The sequence below is a fragment of the Psychrobacter sp. JB193 genome (assembly GCF_002285555.1).
Taxonomy (GTDB): domain Bacteria; phylum Pseudomonadota; class Gammaproteobacteria; order Pseudomonadales; family Moraxellaceae; genus Psychrobacter; species Psychrobacter alimentarius.
Map to the genome: position 1 here is coordinate 268,268 of NZ_NRGY01000001.1, position 13,934 is coordinate 282,201.

A 13,934-nucleotide genomic window follows, 5' to 3' on the forward strand; every position below is an offset into this window, starting at 1 on the left:
GGCTGTTTTTATTAGCGTGCGGTTGATATGCGCACACTTGGCTAAGTTTTCAAGCAAACTGACAATATTTAACCCAATCCAAATGTTACTGAATAAATAAGTCTGATACCGACGTATTACTCTATTCTGATTAAACGCATCTGGTTGTATAACAATGGCAGATTAGGCATAATATGCGTTTGTATCAAATCTTCTGTAGCCAACGTGATGACCTTTGTCTAAATCGCGTTGTTTGTGCTTTTTATTGCAAATGGCTTGAATCGCACGGCAATGGCTGCATTATTGTACTTTGAATTGGGCTGATAACTGGATAACTATATTATGACGCATAGCGAATACCGAGACGAATATTGCGGAGCCGTAACCGAAAGCTTACTTGAGCAAACCATTAGTGTCGTAGGCTGGGTACATCGTCGTCGCGATCATGGCGGCGTGATTTTCTTGGACATGCGTGACCGCGCTGGTATCTTGCAGGTAGTTGTCGATCCTGATACCCCAGAAGCCTTTGCTACTGCTGATGCGGTACGTCCTGAATACGTACTAAAAATAACTGGTCGCGTACGTCGCCGTTATGAAGGTACTGAAAACAATACGATGACCAGTGGCCAAATCGAGCTATTGGGTAAAGAGATTGAGATACTGGCTAAGTCTGAAACACCGCCGTTCCCATTGAATGACGAAAAAACCACTGTATCAGAAGACTTGCGTCTGAAATATCGCTATCTTGATATGCGCCGTCCGCAGATGCAAGAGCGTATGGTGTTCCGTGCTAAAGCCACATCAGCGATTCGTCGTTACTTAGATGATAATGGCTTCTTAGACGTTGAAACGCCTATCTTGACCCGTGCCACACCAGAAGGCGCGCGTGATTATCTTGTACCTTCACGCACACGCCCAGGTAATTTCTTTGCATTACCACAATCACCACAGCTGTTTAAGCAATTATTAATGGTGTCAGGTTTTGATCGTTATTATCAAATCGCTAAATGTTTCCGCGATGAAGACTTACGCGCTGATCGTCAGCCTGAATTCACTCAAGTCGATATTGAGACTTCTTTCTTAAATGAAGAAGAAATCATGAACATCAATGAAGGCCTCATCAAGCATTTATTTAAAACGATGATGGACGTTGAGTTCGATAAATTCCCACGTATGACTTACTTCGAGGCAATGCGTGACTACGCCTCAGACAAGCCTGACTTGCGTATTCCATTGAAATTGGTTGACGTTGCAGATTTGATGAAAGACGTTGATTTCAAAGTGTTTGCTGGCCCTGCTAACGATCCTAAAGGTCGTGTGGCTGCCCTACGCATTCCTGGTGGCGCATCATTAAGCCGTAAGCAAATCGATGCTTATACCAAATTTGTTGGTATCTATGGGGCGCGCGGCTTGGCTTATATTAAAGTCAATGATGCAAGCAGCATTAACAATGGTGTGGATCAAGAATCGGGTCTACAGTCACCCATCATCAAAAACATGACTGATGATGTTCTGGTTAGCCTAATCGAGCGTACTGCTGCAGAAGATGGCGATATTATTTTCTTCGGTGCAGATAAAGCGAGTGTGGTGAATGATGCTATTGGTGCACTTCGTCAAAAGATTGGTCTAGATCTTGAGATGACGACTTGTCAGTGGGCACCACTTTGGGTGACTGACTTCCCAATGTTTGAAGAGACAGACGATGGTCGTTGGACGTCTATGCATCATCCATTTACCAAGCCTAAAGGCTCTGTTGAAGAGTTGAAAAACAACCCAGAATCTGCCCTTTCTATCGCTTATGATATGGTACTAAATGGTACTGAGGTTGGCGGTGGTAGCTTACGTATCAATACCTACGATATGCAACAGGCCGTACTTGATGCACTAGGTATCGGTGAGCAGGAAGCTGAAGACAAATTTGGTTTCTTACTTGACGCGCTAAAATTTGGTGCACCACCGCATGGTGGTTTGGCGTTTGGTTTGGATCGTCTGATCATGCTCATGGTAGGCGCAGACTCTATTCGTGATGTCATCGCTTTCCCAAAAACCAAGACGGCTGAGTGTCCACTAACTCAAGCGCCTGCTGAAGTCGATAGCAAGCAGTTACGTGATCTTGGTATCCGTGTGCGCGAGAAAGCACAAGCTGATACCAAATAATAAACGATGTGATGATGTTTGGTTATTTTTTACGCCACATGTTAGGTGATTTATCACCATATGGATATTCATGAATCCATATCATGTTTTTAAATACGTGCCATTGTCTATATTACAGACAATGGCACGTATTGTTGCCTGGGTAATTATTAAGATGCCTCGTTTAAGCATCATGCGTACCATACATATCAATATGGCGCTGATTGCTCCTACCTTATCTAATTCACAAAAAAAAGCCCTGACTAAAGACATTATTTATCATCAATGTTTGACCAGTATTGAGTCTATCAAAAGCTGGGCAATGCCACCCGAATGGAGCATTGATCAGATCCGCGATGTTCATAATAAAGATATTCTATTAGAAGGACTGGCCAGTCCCAACGGCATGCTTGCTATCGTCCCGCACCTTGGTACATGGGAGATGATGAACGCATGGCTCAATCAATTTGGCTCACCAACCATTATGTACAAGCCTGTCAAAGGCCGTATAACCAATGATTTTGTGCTAAAAGGTCGTGCAAGGCTTAATGCAACTTTAGTGCCTACTGATGGTAGTGGCGTTAAAGCTGTATTTAAAACGCTAAAACAAGGTGGTTTTAGTATTGTTTTACCAGACCACGTACCTGACCCTTCAGGGGGGGTGGTCGTACCTTTTTTTGGTATTAATACCTTAACCAGTACGCTCGCCTCCAAACTTGCCAGTAAAACCAAATGTGCATTGGTTGGCTTATCTTGTATTCGCCGTAACGATGGACGTGGGTTTGATATTTATTGCTACAAACTTGATGATCCAGACTTGCACGACCGCAATGTTGAAACAGCCACAGAGGCTCTCAATCGAGCCATGGAGCATATGATTAAAGACAACTGTAGTCATTATATGTGGGGCTATCGACGTTTTAAGCGCATACCAAAATTGGGCAACCCTTATAGAAAAGACAAAGCAATTTTAGCAGCCTTTATTCAAGCGCATCATGCTACCACGTCCAATCGTTCTGACAATGGTTTAGGTGATAATATTAAGTTCGATAATCACGAATAATAACAATAATATGGTTTAACTATATAGAAATATCATCAGTGGCAGTTATGCTAATATTGGCCAAATCTTGCATCTTTATTTTTTTATTGTTCGTCCTTCATTTACCTCACTATTATCTCACTACGAGTGCATTATGACATCTGACGTAACTAAGACCACTTCCATAGATTCAACTCACACCCGCGATGATACTGCTGACCAACGCTATATTATTTGTATGAAATGGGGAGATAAATACGGTCCTGAATACGTCAATCGTCTTTACAATATGGTCAGTCGTCATCTGACATTAGATTTCCAGATGGTTTGTTTGACTGATGACAGCACCGGTATTGATCCTGCCATTATTTGTTATCCTATCCCCGAAATGGACTTGCCGGCAGGTCCTGAACGTGGTTGGAAGAAGCTCACCACCTTTAAGCCTGAGCTGTATGATCTTGAAGGTGTGGCGTTGTTTTTAGATATTGATATTGTGATTGTCGATAATATCGATGCGTTTTTCACTTACCAAGCGAAGCATGAAGACAGCGTGGTCATTATCCGCGACTGGAAAAAGCCGTGGCGTATGATTGGTAACAGTTCGGTGTATCGCTTTAATATTGGTATGAACACTTATCCTGATTTGCTCGCAAACTTTGAGCGCAACTTTGAAACCATCCGCACCCAAGTACGTCATGAACAAGCGTATTTGTCTAACTATTTACGTGAGCATCATCATCTAGAATACTGGGATAAGACATGGTGCGTGAGTTTTAAATATCAATGTATGGCACCTATTCCTTTTAATTTAGTACGTGCACCGACGTTGCCCGATGGCGCAAAAATTGTGGTATTCCATGGAGAGATTAATCCGCCCGATGCGATTGATGGCGGCGGTGGTAAATGGTATCGCTACGCAAAGCCCAGTCCTTGGTTAAAAGAATACTGGCAGTAATCAGCATTTGATAGTAGCGATATTCGTGTGATTTAAAGACAGTGCATTACGGTATAAAATATCTATAGTCGAAGGCAAATACTGGAAAATAGTATGGCGCTCTATTTGAGGTTACCTACTACCGCTAGGTTTAATATTGATAACGAGATTGTCGTTATCAAGGCTTTTAATGCCAATGAGCCCGAGCAAAGCTTACTTGGACAAGACGTCAACATTATCGCTTCAGGCCCATCCATACAGCAATTGCCGTTGCCTGAACTATTGGCCACATCCACTATTTTCGTTAATGGTAGCCTTAGCCTGAGTGGTAATTATCACTTCACCAATATTGTAGGCTATGTCATTAGCGATGCGCGCTTTATCTGCCATCGACCTGAAATTTTAAGGCAGTACTATACTGGTCAACCTTTATACGCAACCTTAGCTGTCTTTGAAGCAATGGCGACCACTCATCCTGAGATTATGCTTACGCATCATCATTCCATGCGTGTACTATATCCAGTAGATAGGCCATGGGGAGTAAAATCAAACAAACTCTCCTTCAGTAAACTCATCTTTAAGAAAAAACGACTGAATAAAAAGATGCCCCTGTCTTACTTTATAAACCATCCAGACTTTATTATTGATGGCTGCCATAAATCTGCTGAGATTGGTGTCTCTCTTAATGTTACTAATGGATTTGTTGAGGCAGGTACTGTGGCTTATGTAGCCACGCAACTGGCCTTTTCACGTCAAGTTGCTGCTATTCATCTGTATGGTGTTGACTTACTCAATAGCGATCAACCCCGATTTTATGAAAATGACAGTGACAGTGCTCCAAGTACACTCAACAAAGTAACAAGTGAGCGCATTGTCCCTGCATTTAACTTATTGGGTAAAGTGTACAAAGCGCGCGGCGTGTCTGTCATCAATCACTCCCCTGTCTCTCAAGCATTATTCGACTACCTATAATCCTACTTATCTGACAAGTTTTGTACCAAATTCCAAATATTGCTTGGCGATATGATGTGGTAATAGTTGCTGATTTAAGGGTACGACGTACTGTGCTCGATCATTTATTACTTGATCGATGAGCATCGCTAATCCGTCAATATCGTCTACAGGTATCAAGTTTTTGGCTGGTAAGAGCTCCCTTGGACCAAACGGACAATCGGTACTAATTACTGGTACGCTCAGTGCTTGTGCCTCTACAATAACGTAGCCAAAACCTTCAAACTTAGAGGTCAGCACCATCAATGCTGCTGAAGCAATCAACGGATATGGATTGCTTTGAAAGCCTAAAAATCTGACACAGTCACTGATACCAAGTTCACGGGCTAACTGCTTACTATCCGCTTCAAGCTTGCCTTTACCAACTAATACTAAAGGCATTTTGCGCTCCGTTTTTGCATAAGCTTGTAGCAAGTCTAGATGACCTTTCATCGTATCAAACGAGGCAACATGAATAATATAGTTATTTTTTATGAGGCCAAGTTGTTCGATATCTCGTGTTTGCTCTGCTTTAGCCTTAATATTGATCATGTCGCAAGGGTTATAAATTGTCGTAGTTTGGGTCACTGCTCCCAAAAGCGACAGTAAATCCTTACGCGCACCCTCGCTCACACAGCTACAAGGATGCGCACCATAGACCATTTGCAGATGCTTGAGGCTTTGTATGGGCGCATCTGATAATTGATCCTGAAACTGCTTGGACAACGCTGTGTGCAATATATTAACGATGTTGGGTAATTGGCTATATGCCATTATCCAATTTATTTTATATATGTTAGCCAATATCAGATCAGGCGTCCCTATTTGACTTAGCACATAATTATCAATCCGCTGAGCAACAGCTCTATAGTCGGCTGATTGGGTAGAAGATGGTGCCAGATCTTGAGGAAAAAACACCTTATCGTATGGCACGACATGATAGTGAATTCCAGCACCCAAGGACATGTCTTGCGTGTTTTCCAAACATAAAATATGAACGCTATGGCCCATTTTTACATAAGCACTTGCTAACGTTGTTACCATACGCTCAGCACCGCGACCTTCAAGCGCTTTCAAAATAAATAGAATAGTTGCAGGCATTGTTATTCCAGCTTAAGGTTGTAGAAATATAAGTATGGCAGACTGGTCAAATAAGAATATCGACGGTTACGATTATTGCCAACTTTTGACTTTGTATGCTAGTCTCAGCTACCTTTGGCCCTAAGCTTATACTGATTGAAGTCTGGTTATGCTCTTTCGCATAAAGTAATGTCCAGTCTTTGCTATATAAATCAGTTAGATCTTGCCAATCTCAATACGAGTAAATATCATAGCTGAGCCAATATAACGACCAAAAAACCAGCATATCACTATAATACGGTCATAAAAACAGGATCAGTCATGAAACAGTCTGGCGAAAAAACAGTAGACGTGGTCATTGCTTGGGTGGACGGCGCAGACCCCACACTCAAACAAAAAAGAGAGCTTTATAAGTCAGGAAAAACAGTCGCGTCAGATGCGATAACAGCGACACGTTTCGCGAGTGACGATGAAATATATTATAATGTGGCCTCTATCATCAAATATGTGCCTTTTTGTCGTCACATTTATATTGTCACCGACCAGCAGCAACCAGCGCTCATTGATGAGTTCGCCAAGCAAAAAATCTGTTCAGCAGATAAAATACGTATTATCGATCACAAAGAAATATTTACAGGCTATGAAGCATTTTTACCGACCTTTAATACCCGATCCATTGAAACAATGATATGGAATATCAAAGGACTGTCTGATTATTTTATTTATATGAATGACGATTTCTTTTTTAATCAGCCAGTGACGATCACTGACTTTTTGGATGAGGAAAAACTCATTATTCATGGTAAGTGGCGTAAAAGTACCGCTTTGAACGCCAAACTTAACTTTCGAAAATCTCGCTTTAAGTTATTTGGCACGCCTATTCAGCCAAGGCATACGATAGCGCAAATGTTAAGTGCTAAAATACTTGGGATGGATAAATTTTTTGAGATTCATCATTATCCTCATATTGTCGATAAAAATATTTTACAAACATATTGGTTACATCATCCACAATTATTGAATGAGCAGATAAAATATAAGTTTAGAGACGTCGAGCAAATGAATCCCATCACTCTAATGAACCACCTAAAAATTCAAAAGAGTGAAGCAATTTTAAAACCTGATACGTCTATCAATTATCTAAAAAATGAGCATAGCGTAGAGAGTTTTATCAATGACTTGGAAGACAAAAGCATCAAATATGGTTGTATTCAAAGCTTAGACCTTCTTCAGCCAGATCTATATGAAAAAATTAGCAAAGCCATGAGACAGAAATTTTCGGATTATCTTCCCGATGCTGTAATAAAAAATGACAGTAAGCAGACCTGAATGTATTTGACCCACGCTTGAACTATCATTAGCATCACCTACTCTTGGTTCAAACCAAGAAAAGTTAAAAATTATTTGGATATAATATGAAAATAGCAGTAGTAGGTACAGGCTACGTAGGCTTATCAAACGCAATGCTATTGGCCCAGCACAATGAAGTTGTGGCTGTCGATGTCGTCCCTGAAAAAATCAAATCATTAAATGCAAAGCAATCTCCTATCGAAGATGAAGATATTGAAGATTTTTTATCACACAAAAATCTCAATTTTTCTGCGACACTTGATGCCAAAGACGCTTATCAGAATGCTGATTTTATCATCATAGCAACGCCAACTGATTACGATACCAAGACCAATTATTTTAATACCTCAACCGTAGAGACAGTGATTGAGCAAGTGCTTTTGGTCAACCAACAAGCCACCATTATCATAAAATCTACGGTGCCAGTTGGATATACAGCGAATATCAGAGAACGTTATGCGACTGACCGTATTATTTTTTCGCCTGAATTTTTGCGAGAAGGTAAAGCACTGCATGACAATTTATACCCTTCTCGAATCATTGTAGGCGCACAGTCTGAGCAAGCTCAGATTTTTGCTAACTTGCTACTTGAAGGTGCCATCAAAAAAGATGCACCTATATTGTTTGTAGAGTCCACTGAAGCTGAGGCGATTAAGTTATTTTCTAATACTTATCTAGCGATGCGTGTGGCATATTTTAACGAGCTTGATACTTATGCACAAACTTTTGGACTTGAGACCAAGCAAATCATAGAAGGTATTGGCTTAGATCCACGCATTGGCAATCATTATAATAATCCCTCATTTGGCTACGGCGGCTATTGTCTCCCTAAAGACACTAAGCAATTATTGGCAAATTATGACGAAGTACCCAGTAACCTTATAAAGGCTATCGTTGACTCTAATAGAACCCGTAAAGACTTTATCGCTGATAAAATTATTGAGAGAAAGCCAAAAATTGTAGGTATACACCGACTGGTCATGAAAAGCGGTTCAGACAACTTTAGAGCTTCTGCCATACAGGGAATTATGAAACGTATTAAGGCAAAGGGTATTGAAGTTGTGGTTTATGAACCTGTATTGAAAGAAGAGGACTTTTTTAACTCACGAGTGATTCGTGACCTAGAAGCTTTTAAATCAATGAGTGATGTCATCGTCGCAAACCGCTTATCTGATGATATAGAAGATGTCGCGGACAAAGTGTTCACACGTGACTTATTTGGGAGCGACTGATGAAAATACTAGTAACTGGTGCGGCAGGCTTTATTGGTTTTCATTTAATCAAAGCGTTGTTAGAAGCAAACCCAAAAATAGACGTAGCTGACAATGAGGATTTGATTGTTGGTATTGATAATATCAACGACTATTATGACGTCGGTCTGAAACAAGAGCGTTTGAAGATACTCAGTGAGATATCAACGCCAGAAAAATTTGTATTCATCAAGCTAGATCTTGCTGATCGCAAAGGCATGTCTGATATTTTTTCCACTTATCAATTTGATACCGTCATTAATTTGGGTGCTCAAGCTGGGGTGCGCTACTCCATTGATAACCCAAATGCTTACATTGATTCAAACGTGGTTGGTTTTGTGAATATATTAGAGGGCTGTCGTCACCACAAGATCAAACACCTAATTTATGCCAGCTCTAGCTCTGTCTATGGCATGAATATCAAACAGCCGTTTACCACTGCTGATTGTGTTGACTTCCCCATCAGTTTATACGCTGCTACCAAAAAATCCAACGAGCTGATGGCACATAGTTACAGTCATCTATACAATGTCCCTACGACAGGATTGCGCTTTTTTACGGTTTATGGTCCTTACGGACGCCCTGACATGGCATACTTTTCTTTTACCAAAAAGATCTTAGCTGGCCAACCAATCAATGTTTTCAATAATGGCGATATGCAGCGTGACTTTACCTATATTGACGATATCATAAAAGGTATTATCAGAATAGTCGACAAGCCTCCCGCTCCTCAGTATTCTACTATTACAACAGCAACTGCTCCCTACAAAATTTACAATATCGGCAATAATCAGCCCGTGACGTTACGACGCTTTATCACTGCTATCGAAGACGCTTGTGGTAGAAAAGCTCAGGAAAACCTACTACCGATGCAAGCAGGCGACGTGCCGATTACTTACGCCGACATAGATGAATTGGTAGATGATATCGGCTTTAAGCCTGAAACCAGTATCGAGGAAGGTATTGGAAAGTTTGTGGATTGGTACAAACAATATTATTCAGTCTAGATAAAAAAACATCTCCAACCCCTCATAATTCAACCGTTTGATCTTTAATATCATTATATTTGCTCAAAGGATTCTACACACATGACCACATCTCCAAATTGGCAAAGAAAATTGCTATTGGTATTCCGAAGCGAAAAAAGATTGAATGCAGGTAAGATTATTAAGAATTATGAAGGTAAAAGCTTTGATGCAATGAAAGCAACAACGCTTACTGAATCAATGTGTGACATTGAAGCACTAACCGATGAGCGCAAGAGCACAGATCTAGAAAACCATTTGAATAACTTAAAATACCAATCATTAGGAGAGTCTGAGCTCTGTTTTTATCACAATACGCTTATTATATTGATGCGCCGTAAATACAAGATAGATTACATATTTGCTGAATTTGAAAGGCTATGGCTGGCTGAAAGCGATTATCTATTGGAAAACTTATCTTTACGCTGGATTGTCTCTTCCTGTGATACGTTTATTGATCATTCAGAAAATACTCACAGAGCAGCTATATTGATGAATGTCGTGACTTTAATGAACACTTTGAGAGCCTACGAGACCAAGAATTTTTTGCAGCGACCCGCTGACTCTATGCCATTGATACCTGAAAAAACCGCCATGCTTTATGCTGGTGACTTACCTCTTTATAACGGTCTTACTTATTTTCGCATAGGGACTGATGACAGTTTGAGAAACATGCGCAAACGCTATCATAAATTCTATAAAGCAGATAAGTTGGCCACAAATATGCTGTTGGCTGTTTTTGAAAAGCTACAGCATACTGATAGCGCTTTTGCCACATTACGCGCATTACACAAAGACGATTGGTCTAAATGGTGGCTGGATTAAGAACGCTTTTGACTTCAAGATCAGTTGCAAAGGTCAGATATTTTTGGGCAATAGTAACCGGAAGAAGTGCCTCGTTAAATTCAGCGTGAAACTGTTGAGGGTTTTTCATTGCTAAGCTCAATTTTGCAGCGATAGCATCTATATCTCCCACTGGCATTAAATTATTTTCTGGCAATAGCTCACTTGGACCTGACTGGCAACTGGTACTAATGACAGGAGTACCCAACACTAAAGATTCTGCGATTACCAAGGCAAACCCTTCCCAATCAGAGGTCAGCACTTTAAACTTAGCATGTTTTATATAAGGAAAAGGATTCTCCTGAAAACCCAAAAATACCACTTTTTCTTCTAAGTTGAGCTCTACGACCAATTGCTCTATCTCGTCTTTCAGCTTGCCTTTACCTAGCAGTAATAGTGGCATAGATTGATCTGTTCGAGCATAAGCTCTTAACAATATGTCATGACGTTTCGCTTCTTTAAAACTGCCCACATGAATGATGTAGTTCTGATAATCTGGAACAAAAGCATCAGCCAGCTTTTTAATTCCATCTCTATCAATTGGATTATGAATACCAATCGTTGGTGTAATATTTCCAAAGCTTTCAACAAAATCTTTTTGGACACCATGGCTAACACACACGCAAGGATGTTTTGAATAAATATTAGTAAAAGCCAACTCTCTTTGGTGATTATCTAAGAGTCTGAACTTATATGATAATGATATCGTAGTATGTATGACATAAAAAATATTGGGTAGACGGCTATAGCTAAAAACACTATGTGCGCGATCAAGGTTTGACAAGATCAGATCAGTTCTGCCAATGTTTTTTGAAATATAACGATCGACTACGAACGCAAAAACTTTGTCACGACGCTCTAATTTTGGTATGAGCTTAAAACGCTTGAAATTGAGTAAATGGTAATTAAGATTTGGATTGAGATCGTAGTCGATTCGAGATTTAAACCTCAAGACATGAACTTCATACCCTAAGTCATAAAACCCCTGTCCTAAAGTAAGGACGACGCGCTCAGCACCACCACCTTGCAGGCAATTTATCACTAAGAGCACTTTTTTCTTATTTTTCTTGTGGGCATTTTCTGTTATTTTTATTAATTTATTAATCATTTTCTAGTCTTTCTCATCACTACAGGTAATTTTTAACATAAAGAATAGGCAGTTTTATCAACTTTTAGTATTCACGCTGTGGGCAAAGCCTACATATTCTGCCGCAATCTGAGCTGGGAGAAGTTTTTCATCAAATGGTGCATGAAATTTCTGTGGGTTATTCATGGCTTGACGCATTTTTTCGGCAATTGCATCAATATCACCCATTGGCATTAAGTTGTTTTCGGGTAATAACTCACTTGGACCTGAAGGACAGTTAGTACTTATGACAGGCGTACCTAGCACTAAAGCCTCAGCGATCACCAGGGCAAAGCCTTCCCAATCAGAGGTCAGTATTTTAAATTGGGCGTTTTTTATATAAGGGAAAGGATTTTCACAAAAACCTAAAAACACCACTTTTTCCTCTAGGTTTAACTCTTTAACTAATTGCTCCGTCTCACTTTTATGCTTACCTTGGCCGAGCAACAATAGCGGCATAGACTGGTCTGTTTGAGCGTATGCTTTTACCAATAAATCATGACGCTTTGCATCTTTAAAGCTACCCACATGGATGATGTAGTTTTGATAATCTGGAACAAAAGCATCAGCCTGTTTTTTGATTCCATCTCGATCAATTGGATTATGAATGGCAATCGTTGGTGTGATATCACCAAAGCTTTTTATAAAATCTTTTTCAGCGCCCTTGCTGACGCATATACAAGGATGCTTAGAGTATATGTTGATCATCTTAGATTTTCGGTCGTCAGCCGCACTGGTCTTATTGAACTTATATAATAAAGACACCGTATTATGGATCACATAAAAGATATTGGGCAGCTTACTATTGCTCAGGATACTGTCTGCACGATCAAGGTTAGACAATACAATGTCAGGTTGACCAATATTTTGTGAAACATATTTATCAACCGCACGCGCAAAAATTCTGTCACGCCGCTCTGATCCTGGTATGAGCTTATAAGGTTTAAATCTAAGTACATGATAATTAAGATTTGGACCCAAGTCGTACTCAACTAGCGGCTTGAATCTTAGTATATGTACCTCGTAGCCCAGCTCATAGAATCCTTGACCTAACGTTAATACTACACGTTCCGCACCGCCACCTTGTAGACAGTTAATAACGAGTACTACAATTTTTTTGTGCTGCTTCATAAATGACAACCTATGGATTGATTCTTCACCCATTTGAAAACAGAATATACGATGATTTTACGAAAAAAATTAGCGATTAAACAATTTCGCAAATAACGATTTAGAGGCGGGAGGACGAGTAACTTTATTACCCACATAACCTTGCTGAGATTTTTTCGGAAAACGTCCAAAAGGTTCAACTCTATAACTGTCTAACTGATATCCTGCAGCAAGTGCTTCGTTATAATATTCATCAAAAACCTCAGACAAATCTTGTCTTGGGTGCGGCATAATATTACCATCAAACCAATGCTCAAATCCTTCTGCTTTTACTCTATCTATTGCGTATTTGTGGCTGAACTGCGTGCCCATATCTGAGTAATGTAATATCTTGATATCTTCTATTGGTAAACCTTCACCATCTACGCAATTATAGGTATTAAGGTAAGGCTCGATGAGCTTTCTATTCTTCTTAAGCAGCTTCATCATATGTTTATGGCTATCAGGATCTTTTCTGAGTTGTTGAACCGGCGGAACAACATCCTTTGCCTTGTTACAATCCCAAACGCAGGTACATAAGCGAGTCATATCCGCATTTGTTTTGGCCGCTACTACAGATTTTCCATTGATGGGATGACGCCATAAATTTGCTAAGTCATCCAAAACCACCACATCCGCATCCATATAAATAGCACGCCCAGAGTAACCACAGTATTCTGGAATAGCCCACCTGAACCCTGAAAATGGCGTTGACCATTTGGTTGTGTCCCAGCCCTCGCCAGTTTCAGGATTAGAATACCAATAGCTTTTAGGATCACGCGATAGCTGCATCCATACTATTTCAACAGGGACGCTAGTATGTTTATGGATACTATAATCCAACACCATCATCTGCTCTAAATCACAGTTATTTGGGTCGCAACCGACAAAAACTCTAATAGTATCATTTGGTTTCATAATTACATCCGTTGACTGATAAATACTCTAAGCCTTATACCTATGTGATGATACTTAAATGTGATAAGGCTTAAGTACTGATTTTTTAACATGAAATTCGTTAAAATCACAT

At 40.0% G+C, this 13,934-nt stretch carries 12 protein-coding genes; 8 read left to right on the top strand and 4 right to left on the bottom strand.

What is annotated here, in order from left to right; translation table 11 throughout:
* The first annotated feature begins 321 nt into the window (after positions 1-321).
* The 4 genes from aspS to CIK80_RS01095 all read left to right on the top strand — a co-directional run bounded on the left by aspS (position 322) and on the right by CIK80_RS01095 (position 5,063).
* On the top strand, positions 322-2,136 hold the full coding sequence (gene aspS, locus CIK80_RS01080; protein WP_095568528.1) for an aspartate--tRNA ligase: 1,815 nt from the start codon (positions 322-324) through the stop codon (positions 2,134-2,136).
* A gap of 58 nt (positions 2,137-2,194) precedes the next feature.
* Positions 2,195-3,178 carry a lysophospholipid acyltransferase family protein gene (locus CIK80_RS01085; RefSeq protein ID WP_343286951.1) on the top strand — a complete coding sequence of 328 codons (984 nt, stop codon included), beginning with the start codon at positions 2,195-2,197 and terminating at the stop codon, positions 3,176-3,178.
* Between the two features lie 133 nt (positions 3,179-3,311).
* Positions 3,312-4,112, top strand: a complete 801-nt coding sequence (locus CIK80_RS01090) for a glycosyltransferase (RefSeq protein WP_095568530.1) — start codon at positions 3,312-3,314, stop codon at positions 4,110-4,112.
* A 93-nt stretch (positions 4,113-4,205) separates the two neighbouring features.
* Entirely contained in the window at positions 4,206-5,063 is an 858-nt protein-coding gene (locus CIK80_RS01095; protein ID WP_095568531.1) for a hypothetical protein, read from the top strand.
* A 6-nt stretch (positions 5,064-5,069) separates the two neighbouring features.
* On the opposite strand, the gene CIK80_RS01100 is transcribed toward CIK80_RS01095, so the two are convergent.
* Positions 5,070-6,182 (bottom strand): glycosyltransferase, encoded by a 1,113-nt coding sequence (locus CIK80_RS01100; protein WP_095568532.1) that lies wholly within the window; start codon positions 6,180-6,182, stop codon positions 5,070-5,072.
* A gap of 300 nt (positions 6,183-6,482) precedes the next feature.
* Between CIK80_RS01100 and CIK80_RS01105 the strand changes: the two genes are divergently transcribed.
* The 4 genes from CIK80_RS01105 to CIK80_RS01120 all read left to right on the top strand — a co-directional run bounded on the left by CIK80_RS01105 (position 6,483) and on the right by CIK80_RS01120 (position 10,611).
* Entirely contained in the window at positions 6,483-7,490 is a 1,008-nt protein-coding gene (locus CIK80_RS01105; protein ID WP_095568533.1) for a Stealth CR1 domain-containing protein, read from the top strand.
* Between the two features lie 86 nt (positions 7,491-7,576).
* Positions 7,577-8,743, top strand: a complete 1,167-nt coding sequence (locus CIK80_RS01110; RefSeq protein ID WP_062844407.1) for a nucleotide sugar dehydrogenase — start codon at positions 7,577-7,579, stop codon at positions 8,741-8,743.
* Positions 8,743-9,768: an NAD-dependent epimerase gene (locus CIK80_RS01115; RefSeq protein WP_095568534.1), complete on the top strand. Its 1,026-nt coding sequence runs from the start codon at positions 8,743-8,745 to the stop codon at positions 9,766-9,768. Before CIK80_RS01110 ends, CIK80_RS01115 begins: the two co-directional genes overlap by 1 nt.
* Positions 9,769-9,849: 81 nt before the next feature.
* The gene (locus tag CIK80_RS01120; RefSeq protein WP_095568535.1) at positions 9,850-10,611 is read left to right on the top strand and encodes a hypothetical protein; all 762 of its coding nucleotides are present in this window, start codon (positions 9,850-9,852) and stop codon (positions 10,609-10,611) included.
* Here CIK80_RS01120 and CIK80_RS01125 read toward each other — a convergent pair.
* From CIK80_RS01125 to CIK80_RS01135, 3 genes are all read right to left on the bottom strand, one after another.
* Complete coding sequence (locus CIK80_RS01125) at positions 10,592-11,737, bottom strand: glycosyltransferase (RefSeq protein ID WP_095568536.1); 1,146 nt, start codon at positions 11,735-11,737, stop codon at positions 10,592-10,594. The genes CIK80_RS01120 and CIK80_RS01125 overlap by 20 nt on opposite strands.
* Positions 11,738-11,794: 57 nt before the next feature.
* Entirely contained in the window at positions 11,795-12,886 is a 1,092-nt protein-coding gene (locus tag CIK80_RS01130) for a glycosyltransferase (RefSeq protein ID WP_095568537.1), read from the bottom strand.
* A 69-nt stretch (positions 12,887-12,955) separates the two neighbouring features.
* Complete coding sequence (locus CIK80_RS01135; RefSeq protein WP_095568538.1) at positions 12,956-13,822, bottom strand: glycosyltransferase; 867 nt, start codon at positions 13,820-13,822, stop codon at positions 12,956-12,958.
* Positions 13,823-13,934 lie beyond the last annotated feature (112 nt).

What these genes read in the sequence shown, in the direction of transcription:
- CIK80_RS01120 (WP_095568535.1), top strand. Translation starts at nt 9,850, where the DNA reads ATGACCACATCTCCAAATTGGCAAAGAAAATTGCTATTGGTATTCCGA.
- CIK80_RS01105 (WP_095568533.1), top strand. Translation starts at nt 6,483, where the DNA reads ATGAAACAGTCTGGCGAAAAAACAGTAGACGTGGTCATTGCTTGGGTG.
- CIK80_RS01135 (WP_095568538.1), bottom strand. Translation starts at nt 13,822, where the DNA reads ATGAAACCAAATGATACTATTAGAGTTTTTGTCGGTTGCGACCCAAAT.
- CIK80_RS01130 (WP_095568537.1), bottom strand. Translation starts at nt 12,886, where the DNA reads ATGAAGCAGCACAAAAAAATTGTAGTACTCGTTATTAACTGTCTACAA.
- CIK80_RS01095 (WP_095568531.1), top strand. Translation starts at nt 4,206, where the DNA reads ATGGCGCTCTATTTGAGGTTACCTACTACCGCTAGGTTTAATATTGAT.
- CIK80_RS01115 (WP_095568534.1), top strand. Translation starts at nt 8,743, where the DNA reads ATGAAAATACTAGTAACTGGTGCGGCAGGCTTTATTGGTTTTCATTTA.
- CIK80_RS01090 (WP_095568530.1), top strand. Translation starts at nt 3,312, where the DNA reads ATGACATCTGACGTAACTAAGACCACTTCCATAGATTCAACTCACACC.
- CIK80_RS01110 (WP_062844407.1), top strand. Translation starts at nt 7,577, where the DNA reads ATGAAAATAGCAGTAGTAGGTACAGGCTACGTAGGCTTATCAAACGCA.
- CIK80_RS01100 (WP_095568532.1), bottom strand. Translation starts at nt 6,182, where the DNA reads ATGCCTGCAACTATTCTATTTATTTTGAAAGCGCTTGAAGGTCGCGGT.
- aspS (WP_095568528.1), top strand. Translation starts at nt 322, where the DNA reads ATGACGCATAGCGAATACCGAGACGAATATTGCGGAGCCGTAACCGAA.
- CIK80_RS01125 (WP_095568536.1), bottom strand. Translation starts at nt 11,737, where the DNA reads ATGATTAATAAATTAATAAAAATAACAGAAAATGCCCACAAGAAAAAT.